17 protein-coding genes and 1 tRNA gene are annotated in these 21,267 nt (G+C 45.0%); 15 read left to right on the top strand and 3 right to left on the bottom strand.

Annotated features, from left to right (window positions below; genetic code table 11):
- Positions 1-81: 81 nt before the first annotated feature.
- Positions 82-154 (bottom strand) — tRNA-Met (locus AAC033_RS04315).
- 221 nt (positions 155-375) lie between these two features.
- Between AAC033_RS04315 and AAC033_RS04310 the strand changes: the two genes are divergently transcribed.
- From AAC033_RS04310 to AAC033_RS04290, 5 genes are all read left to right on the top strand, one after another.
- Entirely contained in the window at positions 376-1,239 is an 864-nt protein-coding gene (locus tag AAC033_RS04310; protein ID WP_339735766.1) for a M23 family metallopeptidase, read from the top strand.
- Positions 1,240-1,247: 8 nt separating this feature from the next.
- On the top strand, positions 1,248-2,420 hold the full coding sequence (locus tag AAC033_RS04305; protein WP_339735764.1) for a 1-deoxy-D-xylulose-5-phosphate reductoisomerase: 1,173 nt from the start codon (positions 1,248-1,250) through the stop codon (positions 2,418-2,420).
- A 7-nt stretch (positions 2,421-2,427) separates the two neighbouring features.
- Positions 2,428-3,762, top strand: coding sequence for an RIP metalloprotease RseP (gene rseP / locus AAC033_RS04300; RefSeq protein WP_339735762.1), 1,335 nt, complete (start codon positions 2,428-2,430; stop codon positions 3,760-3,762).
- A gap of 50 nt (positions 3,763-3,812) precedes the next feature.
- A complete protein-coding gene (gene tatA / locus AAC033_RS04295) occupies positions 3,813-4,025 on the top strand; it encodes a twin-arginine translocase TatA/TatE family subunit (protein ID WP_339735760.1) in 213 nt (70 codons plus the stop codon).
- A 96-nt stretch (positions 4,026-4,121) separates the two neighbouring features.
- Positions 4,122-5,159 carry a DUF4837 family protein gene (locus AAC033_RS04290; RefSeq protein WP_339735758.1) on the top strand — a complete coding sequence of 346 codons (1,038 nt, stop codon included), beginning with the start codon at positions 4,122-4,124 and terminating at the stop codon, positions 5,157-5,159.
- Positions 5,160-5,237: 78 nt separating this feature from the next.
- Here AAC033_RS04290 and AAC033_RS04285 read toward each other — a convergent pair whose 3' ends face one another.
- Complete coding sequence (locus AAC033_RS04285; protein WP_339735756.1) at positions 5,238-5,813, bottom strand: DUF3332 domain-containing protein; 576 nt, start codon at positions 5,811-5,813, stop codon at positions 5,238-5,240.
- 211 nt (positions 5,814-6,024) lie between these two features.
- Here AAC033_RS04285 and AAC033_RS04280 point away from each other — a divergent pair, with 211 nt between their 5' ends.
- The 3 genes from AAC033_RS04280 to AAC033_RS04270 all read left to right on the top strand — a co-directional run bounded on the left by AAC033_RS04280 (position 6,025) and on the right by AAC033_RS04270 (position 8,622).
- The gene (locus AAC033_RS04280; protein ID WP_339735754.1) at positions 6,025-7,053 is read left to right on the top strand and encodes an agmatine deiminase family protein; all 1,029 of its coding nucleotides are present in this window, start codon (positions 6,025-6,027) and stop codon (positions 7,051-7,053) included.
- Between the two features lie 19 nt (positions 7,054-7,072).
- Positions 7,073-7,963 carry a carbon-nitrogen hydrolase gene (locus AAC033_RS04275; protein WP_339735752.1) on the top strand — a complete coding sequence of 297 codons (891 nt, stop codon included), beginning with the start codon at positions 7,073-7,075 and terminating at the stop codon, positions 7,961-7,963.
- A gap of 443 nt (positions 7,964-8,406) precedes the next feature.
- Positions 8,407-8,622, top strand: coding sequence for a hypothetical protein (locus AAC033_RS04270; protein ID WP_339735750.1), 216 nt, complete (start codon positions 8,407-8,409; stop codon positions 8,620-8,622).
- Positions 8,623-8,939: 317 nt separating this feature from the next.
- Here AAC033_RS04270 and AAC033_RS04265 read toward each other — a convergent pair whose 3' ends face one another.
- On the bottom strand, positions 8,940-11,282 hold the full coding sequence (locus tag AAC033_RS04265) for a transglycosylase domain-containing protein (RefSeq protein WP_339735748.1): 2,343 nt from the start codon (positions 11,280-11,282) through the stop codon (positions 8,940-8,942).
- A gap of 304 nt (positions 11,283-11,586) precedes the next feature.
- Between AAC033_RS04265 and topA the strand changes: the two genes are divergently transcribed.
- From topA to gldN, 7 genes are all read left to right on the top strand, one after another.
- A complete protein-coding gene (gene topA, locus AAC033_RS04260; RefSeq protein ID WP_339735746.1) occupies positions 11,587-13,911 on the top strand; it encodes a type I DNA topoisomerase in 2,325 nt (774 codons plus the stop codon).
- A 160-nt stretch (positions 13,912-14,071) separates the two neighbouring features.
- On the top strand, positions 14,072-15,226 hold the full coding sequence (locus tag AAC033_RS04255) for a formimidoylglutamase (protein ID WP_339735744.1): 1,155 nt from the start codon (positions 14,072-14,074) through the stop codon (positions 15,224-15,226).
- A 110-nt stretch (positions 15,227-15,336) separates the two neighbouring features.
- The gene (locus AAC033_RS04250; protein ID WP_339735742.1) at positions 15,337-16,281 is read left to right on the top strand and encodes a type IX secretion system membrane protein PorP/SprF; all 945 of its coding nucleotides are present in this window, start codon (positions 15,337-15,339) and stop codon (positions 16,279-16,281) included.
- A gap of 9 nt (positions 16,282-16,290) precedes the next feature.
- Positions 16,291-17,649: an SUMF1/EgtB/PvdO family nonheme iron enzyme gene (locus AAC033_RS04245; protein ID WP_339735740.1), complete on the top strand. Its 1,359-nt coding sequence runs from the start codon at positions 16,291-16,293 to the stop codon at positions 17,647-17,649.
- Between the two features lie 21 nt (positions 17,650-17,670).
- A complete protein-coding gene (gene gldL / locus AAC033_RS04240; protein WP_339735738.1) occupies positions 17,671-18,642 on the top strand; it encodes a gliding motility protein GldL in 972 nt (323 codons plus the stop codon).
- A gap of 22 nt (positions 18,643-18,664) precedes the next feature.
- Positions 18,665-20,278: a gliding motility protein GldM gene (gene gldM / locus AAC033_RS04235; RefSeq protein WP_339735736.1), complete on the top strand. Its 1,614-nt coding sequence runs from the start codon at positions 18,665-18,667 to the stop codon at positions 20,276-20,278.
- A 2-nt stretch (positions 20,279-20,280) separates the two neighbouring features.
- A complete protein-coding gene (gldN, locus tag AAC033_RS04230; protein WP_339735732.1) occupies positions 20,281-21,135 on the top strand; it encodes a gliding motility protein GldN in 855 nt (284 codons plus the stop codon).
- Positions 21,136-21,267: the final 132 nt, after the last annotated feature.

The raw sequence follows: 21,267 nt of genomic DNA, 5'->3' as shown, positions 1-21,267 counted from the left end.
GAGCCATAATATTGAAGTGAGCCATGATAAGTCAATGGCTGAAAAAAAAAGGAGAACCAATTTCTTGATTCTCCTTCAATGTAGCGGGGACACGACTCGAACGTGCGACCTTTGGGTTATGAGCCCAACGAGCTACCAACTGCTCCACCCCGCAATATATTTTTAAATATTTTTTATCTGTTTTGAACGTTCATCTTTGGCGTTCCTGCCTCAAATGCGGATGCAAATATAAACCATGTTTTTCGATAAACAAAAATATTCAACTATTTTTTATTTTTTCTCCCCGAATGAATCCGTTAAAAAGTATTAATTTCAATCCGCTACAATAGGCATTCATGGAATTGTTGCTAATTTTGTTGCTTGCAAAATCGGAACATGGCAAATCAGGACAAGAAAAAAAAATTAATCGACAAACTCAAAAACCGCTACCGGTTAATCATCTATAACGATTCGACCTATCAAACGGTGTGGAGCATGAAATTAAGCCGCATCAAAGTCTTTTTCATTGTCAGTTTTGGAGGATTGCTTTTAGTCCTATTTACAGTCCTGATGATTGCCTACACCCCTATTCGCGGGTTTATCCCGGGTTATCCGTCGGCCGAAGTGCGCCAAATGATCGTACACAACGCCATGCTGGTCGATTCGCTGGAAGAACAGCTCCAAATTCGTGACAACTATTTTGAAAAAATCCGCGCTTTGATAGAAGGTGAAATTCCTCATGACCCGGATTTTGTAGCCGATACCAGCATACCATCCAGCGAGCTGCAAATTAATTACTACAACCACGACTCGGTTTTTCAGCAAAAAATTCTTGAAGAGCAACTCGACCTTTCGCTTCAAAAAGAAACTCCAAAATCAAAAAATATTGCCAACCTTCATTTCTTCTCACCCCTGCAAGGAATGATTACCAATAAATTTGACAAACAAACGGATCATGTCGCCATTGATGTAGTTGGCATGCCCAATTCCCGGATTTCAGCGGTGCTTGACGGCACGGTGATTTTTGCCGGATGGACCGTTGAAACAGGCTACATCATCTACCTTCAACATCAAAACGACCTGGTGTCGGCCTACAAGCACAATGCCGAGCTGCTCAAAAAAGTAAATGAGCATGTCAAAGCCGGAGAAGCCATTGCCATCATGGGTAACACCGGCGAACTGACTACCGGCCCGCACCTTCATTTTGAATTATGGCACCAGGGAATAGCTCTTGACCCCGAAAAATACATTGACTTTTAAACTGTACTATGAAAAAACGGATTGCCATTTTGGGGTCTACCGGATCCATTGGAACGCAAACGCTGGAGGTGATTGCGCAACACCCGGATCATTTCGAGGTGGAAGTACTGACTGCCAACAACAATATCGAGTTGCTCGTGCAACAAGCCAAGACTTTTCAACCCAACATGGTGGTGGTTGCCAATCACTGCCGCTATCAAATGCTGGTTGAAGCACTGAAAGATGAACCTATCAAAATTTTCGCCGGCAAAGAAGCATTGGAACAAGTCGTTCAGCTCGATACGGTTGACCTGGTGGTGACCGCGATGGTTGGCTATTCCGGGCTGATTCCGACACTGAAAGCCATTGAAGCGGGCAAGCACATTGCGCTGGCCAACAAGGAAACACTTGTTGTGGCCGGAGAAATTATTACACGCGAAGCCGTTAAAAACAAAGTCAACATATTCCCGGTCGATTCGGAACATTCTGCCATCTTCCAGTGTTTGGCTGGGGAACACATGAATGAAATCGAAAAAATCTACCTGACCGCTTCCGGGGGACCATTTCGGAACCTGACGGAAGCGCAACTGGAAAAGGTGACCCGTGATGATGCCCTGAAACATCCGAACTGGGATATGGGGGCCAAAATCACCATCGACTCGGCCAGTATGATGAACAAAGGATTTGAAGTAATTGAAGCGAAATGGCTGTTCGACCTTCAACCGCATCAGATTGATGTGATTGTTCATCCGCAGAGCATCATCCATTCCATTGTCCAATTTTGCGATGGATCGATGAAAGCCCAAATGGGTCTTCCGGATATGAAATTACCGATTCAATACGCGCTGAATTTCCCGTTGCGTTTGCCGTCGGACTTTAAGCGTTTCAACTTTCTGGATTACCCAAAACTGACTTTTGAACAGCCGAATACAAAAAAATTTCGTAACCTTGCACTCGCTTTTGAAGCATTGGAAATGGGAGGAAATTTACCTTGCATCCTCAATGCCGCCAATGAAGTGGTGGTTCAGGCATTTCTGAAAGAGAAAATTCGATTTGTCGACATGCCCGGACTGATTGAAGAAAGCATGCAAAAGGTGACGAATATTAAAAACCCGGTTTTGGACGATTATATTCAAACCGACAAAGAGACCCGATTGTTAACAACTTCATTGATTAAACAAAGAAGTAAAATAAAGACGTAAGAAAAGAATGGAACAAGTACTGATAAAAGCCGCTCAATTAATCCTAAGCTTATCGATTTTAGTTGTGCTCCACGAGTTTGGGCACTTCGCTTTTGCCCGGTTGTTTAAAACCAGGGTTGAAAAATTTTACCTCTTCTTCGATCCATGGTTTGCACTTTTTAAGTTCAAACGGGGCGAAACCGAATACGGAGTTGGCTGGCTTCCTTTGGGCGGCTATGTGAAAATTTCAGGAATGATAGACGAATCGATGGATAAGGAGGCGATGAAATTGCCACCGCAACCGCACGAGTTTCGCGCCAAAAAAGCTTACCAACGATTGCTTATCATGTTGGGTGGTGTAATGATGAACTTCATTTTTGCCTTTGTCATATATGCCGGCGTGCTATACGCCTGGGGCACTCAATACCTGCCAACCGAAAATGTGACCCATGGCATCATGGTGTACGAAACCGGTGAACAAATTGGCCTTCAAAATGGCGATAAGATTCTGTCGGTCGATCAGCAATACATCGAAAACTTCGACAAAATTATCCCAACCGTGATTCTCGACAACGCTCATGCAATCCAGGTTTTACGCGATGGCAAGCAAGTGGAGGTTGAAATTTCGGATGAAGACCTGGCCCTCTTAATAAAAAGCAGGGCAGTTATTGCTCCGCGACTCCCTTTTGAGTGTAGCGCAGGAAAAATAATAGAAGATTCTCCGGCCGAAAAAGCAGGACTTAAAAAAGGAGATGTTTTTGTGAATATTGATGGTGAGACCTTCACTTTTTACGACCAGTTCACGAACTACATCAAAGCCAATAAAGAAAAGGAGATTACCCTGAATATCTTACGCGACGGTCAGGCACAATCGCTGGCTTTGACTGTGTCAGAAGATGGAACCATCGGTTTTTACCCTGCCTTTTTGGAAAGCGCTTACGAATTCCTCAGCTACGAAACCATCAACTATGGTTTTTTCGAAGCCATTCCGGCTGGTTTTAATCGCGGAATTTCAACCATTAAAGATTACCTGAAACAGTTCAAGCTAATCTTTTCGCCTAAAACAAAAGCTTACGAATCCTTGGGTGGGTTTATTGCCATTGGTAATATTTTCCCCGGCGCATGGGATTGGTTTCAGTTCTGGAACATGACCGCGTTTTTGTCCATCATTTTGGCCGTCATGAACCTGTTGCCCATTCCGGCCTTGGACGGCGGGCATGTGACTTTTCTACTCTACGAAATCGTTTCGGGACGCAAGCCCGGCGATAAATTTTTGGAGTATGCACAAATCAGTGGAATGATTATTTTGCTGACTTTGGTACTTTATGCGAATGCAAATGATATTATCAAGCTCTTTACTTAAGAAGCGATTAAATTTTTCCTATTTTTGCAGAAACCATTAAACTTTGGACTATGTACTTATCGATTATTTGCGGCATGTTTGGCCCACAAGAGATTGTCATCATACTAGTCATTGTACTTCTCTTATTCGGCGGGCGGAAAATTCCTGAGCTCATGAAAGGATTTGGAAAAGGAATGAAGGAATTCAAGAAAGCCACCAGCGAAGATGATGATGATGATGATCAAACAAGTGAAAAGAAAAACACTGAAAAAATTAATAAATAATCAGTTTTGCTTGACCTGAAATCCCGTCCACAGAGGCGGGATTTTTTGTGGTAGGATTTTTGTTGGACTTGGCTACACACCAGAGCATTATTAATTATGAAACGAATTGTTACCCTTGGATTCTTGTTGGCAGGCCTTTCACTCATCCTTAGCTCCTGCCAGGATTATAACACCAACATGCGAAAAAAAATTACCGGAAAAGCCGGTGAGTTGGTTGTTATAGTTCCCACACCAACATGGGAAGGCGCCACCGGAAAACGCTTTCGCGAAGTGATGGCCCAACCTCAGCTCGGCTTGCCGCAGGAAGAACCAATCTTCGATTTAATCGCGGTTCCACCGTCTGCTTTCAAAGAAATCTTTAAGACCAGCCGAAACATTGTGCAAATCAAGATTTCAACGACCATTGATTCATCCAAAGTCGAGTTTAAGAAAGACATCTGGGCATGGCCACAAGCTGTAGTAAACATCCAGGCCCGGTCGACCGAAGACTTCCACCAACTATTTGATCAGTATTCAGACCGAATAGTGGCCTACATGCTGCGTGCCGAACGCGACCGCCTGCAGATCAACTACAAAAAATACCACGACAAAGCGGCAAAAAATGTCATCCGCAATAAATTCAATATTGAATTGAATGTTCCTCCGGGTTTTAAGGTTACGAAAGAACGCGACGATTTCGCCTGGGTGCGCTACGAAACACCTGACATTAGCCAGGGGATTCTCATTCATACTTATCCCTATACTTCCGACAGCACCTTTACGGAAAACTACATCCTGAATAAACGGGATTCAATTTTGAAGGCTCATGTTGAAGGGCCGGCAGACGGTAGTTATATGACAACCGAACACCAGGTACCAACAATCTTCAACGTGTTTGAATTGCGAAAAAATTACGCGGCCGAAACGCGCGGTTTATGGAAAGTGGAAGGCGACTACATGGGCGGCCCCTTCATTAACCTGACCGTTCTGGATGCTGCCAACAACCGCATTGTCATGCTGGATGGCTATGTGTACGCGCCGCGTTTCGACAAACGGAACTTGCTCCGGCAGGTGGAGGCCATGGTACATTCCGTACAATTGCCAGATCAGGACAAGAATGACAAAATAGCCAGTCAAGTGAAAATGGGGAATTGATACCCCCAGAACGAGCAAGAGCGGGAACTGTATCTTTTTACTATTCCCGCTCTTGTTTTATGTTTTCAACAGCAAGTTCTACGGTTGCAAAGCCATTTGCCCGGCAAGCTCCAACTGCTCTTTCACTGCCAACTGGTCAAATCCGCTTTTTACATGCATGGTTCCTTCAGGCAAAACAACGCGATAGGAAGTTTCCTCCATCGTTTCTCCCAGTTCCACTTCAACCAATTTCTGATACTTGTTACCCTTTTTCAGATACCAGCTTTGATCAAGCTCACGAAAAACCAACTCCATTGATTCCTTGTTTTCACCCAACTCTTCAATCGTCATCTTATGCTTCTCCGAAGTTAGTTGATACATTTTACCCTCTATTTCAACAATTTTTTCACGCTTCTCCCCCGCTTTCATCGACATGGGGTTTTCGTCGGTCCAGAATTCGATCGTATTCAGAACAACCGCGTCCACAAAAACAGCAACACTGTAAACCGGCACGATGTTTAACGCTAAAAACACCAACTCGTTTACGAATTTATCACCAACCGATCTGTTCCAATCTAAAACAGTCCGGGTCAAATTAAAACTACCGATACAGCTACTCAGCAAAAAAACGGCTGAAATCAGTGCCACAAAAGTAACTTTTCTAACTTTTTTCATAATTTTTAAATTTAAATGACTGACTATTTATCAAAGATATTAAAGAGTTACCAAAACAACACCTTAAAAAACATCCAACATTTCGACTTGTTCTACATCAATCATTTTTATTCTATTTTTGAAGCTGGAAATAAACGAAGTATCCGGAGACACAATTCCGCCACTTAAGGGAGGAACAATTCCATGCAACGCATAAAAAACTGTGATTACAATGAACCAACAAGTTTCTTTTTTACCTGCCGAATGGCATCAACAGAGCGGAGTGCAATTGACCTGGCCTGACGAACAGACTGACTGGGCTTCCATCTTGGAAGAAGTGCTTCCTGTTTATGAGGAAATTGCCCGGGAGGTCTTGAAGCGCGAGAAACTGCTCGTGGTGTGTCGCGACAAAAGCAAGCTACCCGCTTTTCTGCAAAAGGAAACCGCCAAGCTGGTGATCCGCGAAATGCCGGTTAATGATACCTGGGCACGCGATCATGGTGCCATTAGCTTGATCCAGAATGGAAAACCCAGTCTGCTGAACTTCCGCTTCAACGGATGGGGAATGAAGTTTGCCGCAGCCCACGACAACCAAATCACCCCTAATTTAGTGCGCCATCAATCGTTTGCCGAAGGAATCATCACCCAGGACTTATCCTATTTTACACTCGAAGGCGGAGCCATTGAAAGCAACGGCGCGGGCTGTCTGCTCACCACAAGAGAATGCCTGCTTTCAAAGAACCGGAACGAGCATCTGAGCCAGGCCGAGATAGAATTCTTTCTACAAAAAATACTGTATGCCGAAAAGGTGCTCTGGCTCAACCACGGGTTTCTGGAAGGCGATGACACCGACAGCCACATCGATACGCTGGCCCGCTTTTGCAGCACAGATACCATAGCCTACATCCGCTGCACTGATTCGAGTGACATCCATTTTGATGCTCTGCAAAAGATGGAAGCGGAACTCAAGCAGCTAACCAATCAGAATGGGCAGCCGTTTAAGCTTGTACCACTGCCTTTTGCCGATCCTGTCTATGATGAAAATGGCGAACGTCTGCCTGCCACCTATGCCAATTTCCTGATTCTGAACCAAGCGGTACTGCTTCCTGTTTATGGAGTAAAACAGGATGCCGAAGCCATCGAAATCATGAAAAACCTTTTCCCCGAAAGGGAAATTATCCCCATCAACAGCCGGGTGCTCATCAAGCAGCATGGCTCCATTCACTGTATCAGCATGCAGTTTCCCGAAGGGGTTTTGTAACTCTTAAAACGAAGCACAGATGACAAAAAATAAGCTACACATTGGATTGGTCCAACAACAAAATACCGGAAATACCGACGAGAACCTCAGCAAACTGGCCGCCAACATTGCCGATTGCGCGCGGCAGGGTGCGGAATTGGTGGTGCTGCAGGAACTGCACAACAGCCTCTATTTCTGCCAGGTTGAAGATGTCAACCTATTTGATTTGGCTGAACCGATTCCCGGACCTTCGACCCAATTTTACGGCGAATTGGCCCAAAAACACCAGGTGGTGCTGGTGACCTCCTTATTTGAAAAACGGGCCAGCGGCATTTACCACAACACGGCGGTGGTGTTCGACAAAGATGGCAGCATGGCCGGAAAATACCGGAAGATGCACATTCCCGATGACCCTGGTTTTTACGAGAAGTTTTACTTCACCCCCGGCGACCTGGGCTACCAACCTATTGATACTTCGATCGGCAAGCTGGGCGTGCTGGTTTGCTGGGACCAGTGGTATCCAGAGGCTGCCCGCCTGATGGCCATGGCCGGCGCCGAACTGTTGATTTATCCAACAGCAATTGGCTGGGACCCGCGCGACGATGAAGACGAGAAAGATCGCCAGCGCAATGCCTGGATCACCATTCAGCGCTCGCATGCCGTTGCCAACGGCGTGCCGGTTGTTAGTGTCAACCGGGTGGGGCACGAAGCGGACCCCTCAATGCTTTCCGAAGGCATTCAGTTTTGGGGAAACAGCTTTGTCAGCGGCCCCCAGGGTGAGTTTTTGAGACAGGCCAGTACCGAGGCAGAACAAAACCTGCTGGTTGAGGTCGATTTAAGCCGATCGGAAGACGTGCGGCGCATCTGGCCCTTTTTCCGAGACCGCCGGATTAGCAGCTACAGCAACCTGACCAAGCGTTTTCTCGATTAAGTATTCACCGACAAGGCGAGTTTGAATGTTGATAACGGGATTTTGACTGTTGCCCGTAAGATTTTGAATGTGGACAACAGTGAAATGATTGCGAACAGCATCTTTTTGATTGCTGACAACACAGAAATGACTGTTTACCGTACTTTTTTTATTCGTGGCAAGAAAAGAATGCATCACGGTTGATTTTCTTTATTGCGTTTCGGCCAGGTATTGGTTTTATCCGGAATTATTCAAAAAATTTGGGGTTCAATTCGAGAACGAAGGTTACGCCCTCAGATCCCGTTCGCACAAACGGAATCACAAGAGGATGTAACAAGCTGTCATTTTAATATCAGAAGGCCATGGAGAATCAACTAAATTTTAACAAGGAGGCGATCCGTCTCGTATGTGAGAAGATGTAAGAACGGGGTTGGAACCAGGCCCAACCGGGTCAGCGACTCAACATGAAACCCAGCTTCATCCATCGGTTAATCAATGCCAACACCATGATGGTCGAAAAGCGGAAGCAATTGTCCCTGGTGTTTAACCACAACTTTCTCGAAGTATTGGCTGATGAACTCAACCTGCCTGAGCCAAAAAGAAAATCATTGATCCGGTGGACTATTCCGAATGCCGGGAGCGTGTCCGGGAGCTGGAGATCCAGAACCGCACCTTGCTAAAAATCCATAAGTCGGAGGGTTGAGGGGAGAGGGTGAGAGAGTGGGAACCGCAAAGGCGCGGAGACGCGAAGTAGATCGAATGACCCCGTACCCTGGGGTTGATAAAGTTTGCTGGAGGTATTGCCGGCTTTAGTCTACGAATCGTGGAAACAGCACCGAAAAAAGGCTTTGGCAGCATTCTCTGATGCGGCTAAAGCCCCGAAAAAACAGCGCACCATCCAAGCCGCTGGATAAATCCAACGGCAACACACAAGCCCACATGTGATTCGCCTCTCAGCACCGGGGAACTTGATAATTATTTCGTAGATGCTTGTCGCCTAAAAGAAATCGTCAAACTCGGCCGGTTTTTGTTCAGGGCTGTTTTCTTCATCGCAATCCAGGTTCATAATGAAGTTCATGGGCCTTTCAAACTCGTGATCGGGCCCGTACTCCAATGATTCGTCTGCATATACTTTCTGCATGAACCGCCCCCAAACAGGTAAAGCCATGTTGGCGCCCTGCCCGGTCGAAATGTCATCGAAGCGAATGCTCCTCAAGTCGGCCCCGGTCCAAACCCCACCAACCAATTGCGGGGTAACCCCCATAAACCACCCATCGGAATGGTTCTGTGTTGTTCCGGTTTTTCCGGCTATTGGTCCTTCAATCTGTCCGTAAACCGGATGCCAGCGAACCCGGCGTCCTGATCCGCTATCGACCACGCCTTGCAGCAGATTAACCATCAAATAGGCGGTCTGCTCGTCAATGGCATCGCGCCGATCAGGCCGGAAGCGGGAAATGACGTTGCCATGCTTGTCTTCGATATGGGTAACAAAAATAGGCTGCGTGTACACTCCTTTATTGGCAAAAGTACCATAGGCTCCAACCATTTCATACAAAGTAATATCCGATGTTCCCAGAAACATGGATGGAACAGGGTCAATGCGGCTGTAGACTCCCATTTTATTCATCACGTTTACCACCGACTTTGGGTTGAACTGCTTCATCACCCAGGCCGAAATCTGGTTTACCGAGTTCGCCAGTCCCCACTTCAGGGTGACCATTTCGCCTTCGCGGTCGCTTCCGGCGTTTTTTGCTTCCCAAATGGTTCCGTCGGGCATGACAAATTGCTGACGCACATTGGGGACCTTGGTGCACGGAGACAAACCATTTTGCATGGCCAGCGTGTACAAAAAGGGTTTCACCGTTGAGCCCACCTGCCGTTTACCGCCTTTCACCATGTCGTACATAAAATGCTTGTAGTTGGGGCCTCCCACATAAGCGCGAACCTGTCCGGTAGCCAAATCCATCGACATAAATGAAGAACGAAAGAACCCCAGGTAATGCCGAATAGAATCCAGCGGACTCATAATCGTATCCTGATCGCCCTGCCAGGTAAATACTTCCATTTCTACCGGCTGCTCAAATACTTCCTTGATTTGATCAAAATTCTTTCCTTCCAATCGCAAGACCCGGTAGCGTTCGCTTTGCCGGATGAACCGATTCAACAAATCGTCCACTTCGCTGGTGCTCATATCTCCCGAGAAAGGTGGATTAGCCAGCCGTTTCAGGTGCTTATCAAAGGCTGGTTGCAAATCCAGTTTCAAATGATCTTCCACCGCTTCTTCGGCGTACCGCTGCATGCGGGAGTCAATGGTTGTATAAATTTTCAGCCCGTCCTCATACAGGTCGTAGTTAGTCCCGTCAGGTTTAAAATTCTTTTTGCACCAGCCAAACAGCGGGTTGGTTTCCCACTCCACCGAATCTTCTTCAAATTTCACCTGTTGCCACGATGCATAGCGGCTGCGCTCAGGTTTTGATGCTCCCATGGTGATTCGCAGATACTCGCGAAAATAAGGTGCCAACCCGCGCTTAAAATCTTCTTTCTGGTAATCCAGCCCAAGGGGCAAAACCTTGACCGAATCATAAGTTTGCTGATTAATATACCCATATCTCCTCATTTGAGCCAGCACAACATTTCGCCGTTGCTTGGTCAGTTCGGGTCGCCGCACCGGGTTATAAAGCGATGAATTTTTGGCCATCCCAACGAACATGGCCACCTGGTGCAACTGCAACGAATCGGGCTCGACATTAAAATAAATCCGCGAGGCTGATTTAATTCCGACGGCCAAATTCAGAAAATCATACTTATTTAAATACATGGTCATGATTTCCTCTTTGGTATAGCTTCGTTCGAGCTTGACGGCAATCACCCATTCTTTAAACTTCCGGAACACCAACTGCAGTTTATTCTCGAAATCCTGCCGCGGGAAGAGCATCTTGGCCAACTGCTGGCTGATGGTGCTACCTCCCCCCGAACTTTCATCTCCTGTCAAAACCCCTTTTGCAACACGAAGTAATCCCCGAAGATCAATGCCTGAATGCTTGTAAAAGCGAACATCTTCGGTTGCCACAAGTGCTTCAATTAATTCGGGCGGTAATTTGTCAAAATCGATGTAACTTCTGTTCTCTCTGAAATATCGCCCCAAAACAACGTGATCGCGCGAAATGACATCCGAAGCCAGCAAACTTTGAGGATTCTCCAACTCCCTGAAGGTGGGCATTTCACCCAATTTCCCTTTGGCGATAAAAAAGAAGAGGGCAACAACCACAAGCAGACCTGCCAAGTACAGTGACCAAAAGAAGTAAGCGTATTTTCCAAATTTATTTTTCTCTTTTTCCATGTGGTGTTTTAAGAAAGTTTGGGGCAAATATAACGAAAGGAATAAGAATATTATTTTTCCCCTTCGAAAACAAGTTTAGAAGGGAAAATCCTTTTTAACATCATCATTCGGCGAAGAACGTGCTCATGCCAAACTTTTATTTTCTAAGCTGATTTTTCTCATCCAGCAAGCTATCAATGAGCATCGAAGCGCAATAAAATAATCATTATCAAACAAATATGAAACTAAAAATATTCATCTAAAATTTGAAGATGGTCAAGCATTTTCTTTTATTTGCAGAAATTTTTAGAAAACAGGAGGTTTTATGCACGAGAATCTGGTTATTGTTGAGTCCCCGGCCAAAGCAAAGACAATCGAGAAATTTTTAGGGAAGGATTATTTTGTTACATCCAGCATGGGGCATATCAGAGACCTCGAGAAAAAAGATTTTGGGATTGATATGGAAAACAACTATCAACCCAAATACATTGTCTCACCCGACAAAAAGAAGATTGTAGCTGAGCTGAAGAAACAGTCCAAGGATGCCAAAATGGTTTGGATCGCATCGGATGAGGACCGCGAAGGAGAGGCCATTGCCTGGCATTTAAAAGAGGTACTGAAACTGACACCGGAAAAAACACGTCGGATTGTCTTTCATGAAATTACCAAAGAAGCCATCTTAAAAGCGATTGCCAATCCACGCCCCATTGATGAAAACCTGGTGAACGCCCAGCAAGCTCGCCGGGTACTCGACCGCATCGTGGGTTTCGAAGTATCGCCTGTTCTCTGGAAGAAAGTAAAACCCTCACTGTCTGCAGGCCGGGTTCAATCGGTTGCTGTGCGTCTGATTGTGGAGCGGGAACGCGAGATTATGAACTTTGAAAGCAAATCGAACTTCCGCGTAACGGCGGTTTTTCTGGTGCCTGATAAAAACGGAAATGCTGTTGAACTCAAAGCAGATCTGAAAAAAAGATTCGAAACCAAGGAAGAAGCACAGGCTTTTCTTGAGAAATGCAAAACTGCCGAATTCAGTATTGCCGATATTGTTACCAAGCCATCGAAAAGAACTCCGGCAGCGCCGTTCACCACTTCAACCTTGCAACAGGAAGCCAGCCGCAAACTCGGATTTTCCGTATCGCAAACCATGTCGGTAGCCCAACGCTTATACGAAGCCGGAAAAATTACCTACATGCGTACCGACTCGGTCAACCTGTCATCGCTGGCTATCAATACGGCAAAAAGTAAGATTATTCAGTCTCTTGGCGAAAAATACCATAAAGTACGTCAGTACAAAACCAAGTCGAAAGGTGCCCAGGAAGCGCACGAAGCGATCCGCCCAAGTTATATTGACCAGGAAGATGTGAGTGGCTCGAATCAGGAAAAACGCTTGTACGAACTGATTTGGAAACGCACCATCGCCTCACAAATGGCCGATGCCGAGTTGGAACGAACGACCATTAATATCGCCGTTTCAAACAGTCCTGAACTATTCCAGGCAACCGGCGAGGTGATCAAATTCGATGGTTTCCTGCGTGTTTATATGGAATCGACCGATAATGAAGACGAAGCCGACGAAAACGCCAGTTTACTTCCGCCGGTAAAAGAAAAGCAAGCCTTGCGTGCCGAACTGGTTGAAGCCACTGAACGCTTTACCCAACGTCCTCCGCGCTACACCGAAGCCAGCCTTGTAAAAAAGCTGGAAGAACAAGGCATCGGACGACCCTCTACCTACGCACCAACGATTACCACGGTTCAAAACCGGGGTTATGTCGTGAAGGAAGACCGCCCGGGTGTTGAGCGTCAATTCGTTCACATGATGCTGGTCAACAATGAATTGAAAGAAGCGGTAAAAACTGAAATCACCGGAGCCGAGCGTTCCAAGCTTTTTCCAACCGATATTGGCATGGTTGTGAATGACTTTTTGATCAAATATTTTGACAAAATCATGGACTACCGGTTTACAGCAAAGGTTGAAGTTGAATTTGACGAAGTGGCTGACGGAACCCGCGTGTGGAGCGATGTGATTGATGAATTCTACAAGCCATTTCACGAGAATGTGGAAAACGCTCTGGAAGTTTCGGAGCGCACCAATGGCGAACGCATTTTGGGAGATGATCCGAAAACCGGGAAACCAATTTCGGTTAAAATTGGCCGTTATGGCCCACTGGCACAACTGGGCGAAACCACCGAAGAAGGCGAAAAACCGCAATTTGCCAGCCTTCGCAGCGGGCAACACCTGGAAACCATCACCTTGGAAGAGGCCTTGGACTTGTTTAAACTCCCGCGTGACCTGGGTGAATACGAAGACAAAAAAGTGAGCGTTGCCATTGGTCGCTTTGGACCGTATATCCGCCATGACAACAAATTTGTATCGCTTGAAAAAGATGTAGACGATCCTTATACCATTAAGCTGGATCGTGCCATTGAACTGATTGAAGCCAAGCGTGAGAAAGATCGCAAAGCTCTGATCAAAACCTTTGACGAGGAGCCCGAGCTTCGCATCCTGAATGGACGGTGGGGACCTTACATCTCGTATAAAAAGAAAAACTACAAAATCGCAAAAGGAACCGAGGCTGAGAATCTTTCACTCGAGGACTGTATGAAGATCATTGCAGAAGGTCCGAAGCCGAAAAGAAAAAAGAAAAAATAATATCCAAAGGCAAACCTCATAATGTTTGCCTTTTTTATTTATTTTCATCCGGGCAAAACTTTAGGTCATTGGCTATTTTGTTATTCACAAAGGTCTTGGCTGATACAAAAAAGTTTTGAAACTTGAAATACGACTATAATCACAGCACAGCACTTAGCGAATGGACACGAAGCTTTATCTGAAACCGGTTGATTTCTCGAAATTTAAACTTACGCCCTGGACACAGGCAAAATTCAGTTTGGGAACGGTTCTTGAAAAGAACCAGCTCAAACTACCTCTCGATAAAGCAGAGCTAGTGCTTGTTGGAGTTGAAGAAGACCGTAACGCCGTAATCCGGGGCAGCGCCAAGGCGCCGAACAAAATCAGGCAGCATCTCTACAATTTAAATCGCATTTCGCCCCGCTTTAAGGTGCTGGATTTAGGCAACATCAAAGTGGGAAAAACGGTTAACGACACCTATTTTGCATTGCGCGACGTATGCAGCAGCTTGGTAGAGCAAGGCAAAACCGTTGTTGTGCTGGGCGGCAGCCAAGACTTGACTTTTGGGATTACCAAGGCCTTTGAAGAAAATCTCTTTAACCTGGCCAACATCGATCCAAAATTTGATTTCAAAAAAGGAGTAAAGTCCATAAATTCAGAAACCTATCTGAATTTTATCATTGAAAAACAACCAAATCTTTATGCGCAAACCATTTTAGGTTACCAGAACTATTTTGTGGATGGCCTTGAGCTGGACCACAGTTACGAACTTGGGGCCGAAGTGAAGCGACTGGGCGAGATCCGGTATGATATGAACAATATTGAACCCTACCTGCGTGATGCGGATGTGCTTAGCTTCGACATCAATGCCATCAGGCTGCTGGAGGCTCCGGGACAGTATTTTGGCTCACCAAATGGCTTATATGCTGAAGAGGCTTGCCAAATTGGACACTATGCGGGCATGGCCGATCAGCTAAAAGTGGCTGGATTTTTCAACCTGATCCCCCGACTGGATCGTGAGGATCTGAGCAGCAAACTGATGGCACAGGTAATCTGGCATTTCCTGGAAGGCTTTTACTTCAAAAAAAGTGAAGCACCCGGAGGCAACAACGAGAACTTCAACGAATTTTTACTTGAAATCGATGATATTGACTTACCACTAACGTTTTACCAAAGTCAAAAAACAGGACGTTGGTGGATGAAAATTGCGGACGAAGAAGAGACCAAAGAGCATATTATCTCGTGCACCGAGGAAGATTACCGTATGGCGGCACAAAACGAAATACCGGATCGTTGGTGGCGGAACATTCGCAAATTAAACCGGCTGGTAAAATAAAAAATGACGGAATCCGTTGAAAAACATGACAAAACGTTTAATAAAACGGAAGGGAGAAATTATTATTTTCGCTTACTTTGGCCTGAAAACACGGCAGTAACAGCCAATTTATGAAAAAAATATTTTACTTTTTATTTTTATCAATATTCATTACCTTAGCCGCATACGGGCAGCAAGACCCTCAGTTCAGTTTCAACCGTGAAACTCAGTTGTTGGTGAACCCGGGCTTTGCTGGAAGTAATGATGCAATAACTGGATTAATATTGAACAGATATCAATGGAGTGGCTTCGATGGAGCTCCCAAAACACTGTTATTCAGCGTGGAGACTACTGCTAACATATTTGGCGGAACAAGTGGGGTAGGATTGAATATCATCAGTGATGAACTGGGATATGAAAAGAATGTTTTAGTCAATCTAAACTATGCTTACCATACAACAACCAGCATCGGAGATCTCGGTATTGGTGCTTCTTTTGGAGCATTTAACAAGGCCATTAATGGTGATTGGGTAGTTCCACAAACCGATTACACCACACCTCCCGGATCCGACCGGCTTATTCCGGACGGTGAAGTAAGCCAGTTAGCGCTGGATGTAGGATTTGGTCTATTTTTAAAATCAAATAATTATTTTGCAGGCATTTCTGTCACCCATTTAAATGAGGCCAAAATTGACTTTTCTGATTTGGCTTATACGTTTTTTGTGAGGCACTATTATTTGTCTGGCGGATACAATATTAGCCTCTCTAACCCGTTATTTGAGTTGCGACCAGCGATCTATGCAAAATCGGATTTGGCCAGCACCCAAATCGATTTTACGATGGGTTTGGTTTATAACGAACGGTTCTCTGGGGGACTAAGCTATCGGTTAGATGATGCGATTGCCATTTTAGTTGGCGTTGAAATGCTCAATGGCCTGAATATAGGCTTGGCCTATGATATCACGACCTCTGCCCTGGGGCGATATGGATACGGATCGCAGGAAATATTCCTGCGATATGCTGTTGATTTTGGGAAGGGTAGATTAAAAAAATATAAAAGTATCCGATTTTTATAAGCTAAACTTATGAAAGCAATACGCGTAGCTATGAAAAAAATATTTTCTTCAGGATTGATCCTCGCAACAATTTTGGCCTTGTCCAGTTGCGGCAAATCCGGCAGTGGAGAGCTGACCGGAGTTCAGGGAAGGGGCAAATGGTTCGAACCTGCCCCTTATGGAATGACCTTTGTCCATCGTGGAAGCGTGAATATTGGTCCGAATGATGAAGATCCAACCTGGTCGTCGACCCCAACCAAGACGGTATCGGTTGATGCTTTTTGGATGGATGACACGGAAATCACCAACAATGAGTATCGGCAGTTCGTCAATTGGGTGCGCGATTCCATTGCGCGCACATTGGTAGGGGAACAATATCCGGAATTCATGATTAGCGAAGATCGTGATGGCAACATCATCGATCCGCCAAGAATAAACTGGGATGAACGACTGGAATGGGATGATCCCGACTATATGGATGCTTTGGAACCCATGTACATTCCTAGTAATGAGCGGTTCTTTGGTAAAAAGGAAATCGATTCCAGAAAACTTTTCTACACCTATTATTGGATTGATTATCAGCAGGCAGCCAAAGGTGCCAACCGGTACAATTATGAAACCGAAAGCTACGAAGGTACTATAATTGATCAGGATGGTGAGGAGCGGCCAATCGAAAACCGATCATCGTTTATTTTCGGCGAAACGGCCAATGTTTATCCTGACACGCTGGTTTGGATTCGCGATTACACCTATGCCTATAACGAACCTTGGACAACCAAATATTTTTGGCATCCGGGATTTGACGATTATCCTGTTGTGGGGGTTACCTGGCAACAAGCAAAAGCCTTTTGCCATTGGAGAACCAAATTGCACAACGACTATCTGACAAGTCACCGGGAGCCTGAAATCCAGGATTATCGGCTGCCTACCGAAGTTGAATGGGAGTATGCTGCACGAGGCGATAAAGATATTTCCATGTATCCATGGGGGGGGTATTATACCCGTGATGATGAAGGCCGATTTTTGGCCAACTTTAAGCCCCTTCGTGGAAACTATGTAGAAGATGAGGGGCTCGTTACCCTCAAAGTTGGAAACTACGATCCCAATGGTTTTGGGCTTTACGACATGGCAGGCAACGTCGCTGAATGGACCATCTCCGCCTACGATGAATCGGCCTACATGTATGTTAATGATTTCAACCCAAATTTCGAGTACAATGCCCGTCCCAACGACCCTCCGGTAATGAAACGCAAAGTCATACGCGGAGGCTCATGGAAAGACATTGCTCCCTATTTACAAGTTTCAACGCGGAGTTTTGAATATCAAGATACCGCAAAATCATATATCGGATTTCGTTGTGTTAGATCCTCTTTTGGTAATGAATTTTAGTCGAACCTTAATTCTGAAAAAATGAACATCGGTGAAATAATACAAAGTAAACGTTGGAAAGTATTTACAGGCTATGTTTATAACCTGGGAGCCTCAGTCGTCTTGCTGGGTGCATTATTCAAACTTCAACATTGGCCCTACTCGGGACCAATCCTGATTATTGGGCTGACCACTGAAGCATTTATCTTTCTCATTTCAGCCTTCGAACCACCGATGGAGATGCCCCATTGGGAGAAGGTATATCCGCAGCTGAAAGAAGATTATGTGCTGGAGGAAGATCAGTATATGGAAGAATCCAAAAACGGGTTTGGCGACTTATTTCAAAAAGCAGATATCTCTCCTGAGTTGATCAACAAGGTGACTAAAGGGCTGACCGATTTGAGCAATACAGCCTCAAGTATCAGCGACATCAGCACAGCAACGCTAGCTACGGACATGTATGTAAAAAATCTGACCTCGGCTTCCGAATCGATGAATACCTTTTCAGAAATCAGTAACCAAGCCAACCACCAAATCAATGAGTCGGTGAGTCACCTGGTGAGTTCCTACGCGACAACAGCCAAAAACCTTTCAGAAAACGGAAATCAAATGCTCAACAAGCTGGCTACTTCCGGAGAAGAATTTACCAATCAACTGGCACAAGCAAGCAACAAATTGGCTTCTTCGTACCAAAAAGTAGCAGGAACCATTGACTCGGGCATGGAAGAGTTAAGCAAAAGCTCGGCCAGTTATGGAGACAATCTTTCGAAGCTGAATAAAAACCTCGAATCGTTAAACTCATCTTACGAAAGTCAGCTCAGAGAAACGAACCAACAACTCCAGTCTTCGCAAAATTTCTTTAAAGAAATGGCCCAAATGAATGAAATGATCGCCTCATCTACAGAAGAAATAAAGAAATACAAGAACAACGCTGAAGAACTGAATAAACACCTGGAAGCCCTAAACTCCATTTATGGCAATATGCTGGGAGCAATGAACTATAAAAATAAATAAAAACCGATAAGCTCATTAGCATATGGGAACCAAGAATTGTCCGGAAACTCCACGACAGAAGATGATCAACATGATGTACTTAGTGCTGCTCGCAATGATGGCACTAAATGTTGCATCCGAAGTGTTAGATGCCTTCCGAGTGGTTGATTCAAGCTTAATGCAGACACTCAAAAGTGTTGACTCAAAAAATAACCAACTTTATGCATCCTTTGCCCAGGCATATGAAGAAAATCCGGCCAAAGTGCAAGAATGGAAAGATAAAGCCGACCGGGTTAAAGCACTTACCGATGGTTTGACCAATAAAATTACGGATCTGAAGGAAGAGATTATCATGAAATCAGGTGGTACAAACCTGACAGAAGAAGGAGAATCGGTTAACCTAAGCAACAAATCATTCATGGTCAATACCAAGGGAGATACGATCGTCATTAAGAAAGATGACGAGCTGAACATTCCTTCCGAAGTCATGATCAGGATGAAGAAAGCAGAAGACCTGAAAACTGATATCGACGAATTAAAGGGGGCTTTCCTGTCCTTTCTTGAGGAAGATTCGCCCGTTCGCAAGTCGATTGAGCAAGAATTAGATACTTCTGATCCCAAAGTGCGGCTAAAAGACGGTGCAGAAAAAAAAACCTGGGAAATTCAACACTTCGACAATAAACCATTAATTGCCGTAATTGCTCTTTTATCGAAAATCCAGATTGATGTTCAAAATGCCGAATCCAACATTTTGACCTATCTCTACAGCCAGATTGATGCCAGTTCGTTCAAGTTCAACAAGCTTGGCGCACGGGTAATTGCAAAAACATCGTATGTACTTGAAGGGGATGTTTACCGTGCCGAAGTATTTTTAGCCGCAGAAGACACGACACAGCAACCCATCATTCTAGTAAATGACAGGCCGCTGAATATTGTGGATGGGAAAGGAATATATGAAGTACCCGCGACTTCGGCCGGAACATACAAATGGGGTGGAATCATCAAATACAAAACGCCAGAGGGAGGCTTTAACTCCTACCCTTTTGAAGAAGAATACATCGTCAGCGAACCTTCGGTAACCATTTCGCCTACGAAAATGAACGTATTCTACATGGGCGTTCCCAACCCGGTTAGCGTCTCGGTTCCCGGCGTTCCTTCCGAAGATTTGCAAGTAACTGTTACCAACGGGAAGATTCAGCAAGACGGAAAAGACTACTTGGTTTTTCCAACGGCTGAAGACATCAATGGACGTAACACAAAAGTGACTGTAAACGCGAACATTGGTGGACAAATGCGCTCAATGGGTTCCATGGTCTTTCGGGTAAAACAAGTGCCTGATCCCGTGGCAACCATCGCCGGACAAACCAGCGGTGTCATCCGAAAAGAAGATCTCCTGGCGGAAGATGGAATCTTTGCCGCCTTAATCGATTTTGATTTTGACTTGAAGTTTACGGTGACCCAATTCGACATTACTTTTACCGGAGCCGGAGGATATACCAACACCTGGTCATCCACTTCAAATCGATTTACGACTGATCAGACCAGACAATTCAATACCCTGACAGTCGGTAGTATTATTTACATTGATAACATTATGGCTCGTGGTGATGATGGAACTGACCGGCAGTTGTCACCAATTAGCTTCAAAATAAGATAAGCATGAAAAAGTTTTTGATTGGGATAGGAATTGTTTGCGTTGCATTTTGCTTCTCAGCAAAAGACACGCAAGCTCAGGTAATAGATGGTGCATTTAAACGGACCAACATCGAAAACAGAAAACCCATGGCTTTTGCCCCGATACGGGAAGCTGATGTGATGTGGTCGAAAAAGATTTGGCGCATTATCGATCTGAGGGAAAAGATGAACCAGATTCTGTATTTTCCAACCACTAATATGGATGGGCGTACAAATCTGATTAACCTCTTTTTACAAGGAATTGAAAACGGCCAGCTGACTGCTTACGATGCCCGAACAGATGATGAATTTAAAGTTCCTATGACCTTTGAACAGGTGAAGGAAGCTTTTGGGGCGACAACCCGTACCCGTCAGGTTCGCAACCTGGAAACCGGCGAAATGGAGACCCGTGACATTGTTGGTGAAATCCGTGCCGAGGAAGTCAAACAGTTCATGGTGAAGGAAGAATGGTTTTTTGATAAGCAAACCTCAACGCTGAATACCCGCATCATTGGTATTTGCCCCATTCAGGAGTATTACCGCGACGAAGATATAAACCGGCAGAATGTCCAGCGCCGCCAGGTCTTCTGGATTTATTATCCCGAAGCACGCGACTTGTTGGCAACACATTCTGTTATTAATCCAAACAACACAGCCCAAAGCATGTCGTTTGACGATCTGTTTATCAAACGTAAATTCAACAGTTACGTGGTCAGAGAATCGAATGTGTATAACAACCGGGCCATTAGCCAGTATTTAAGTGGCCGGGAGGCCATGTTGGAGTCTAAACGAATTGAAGCCGAGATTTTCGACTTCGAGCAGGACCTGTGGGAATATTAAAAAAATAAGCGTGAAAAACTAAGTGCCTTATGAGTTTGCCTCGTAAGGCTTTTTTCAATTCACACCTTACAATATTAGATTTTCAGGAAACGTTAAATCAAAGCAGTTTTTTTGGTAACAGCAAATGAGCAA

It is taken from the genome of uncultured Sunxiuqinia sp. (assembly GCF_963974515.1).
In the GTDB taxonomy this organism is placed as follows: Bacteria; Bacteroidota; Bacteroidia; order Bacteroidales; family Prolixibacteraceae; genus Sunxiuqinia.
This window is presented reverse-complemented; position numbering and strand designations above follow the sequence as displayed.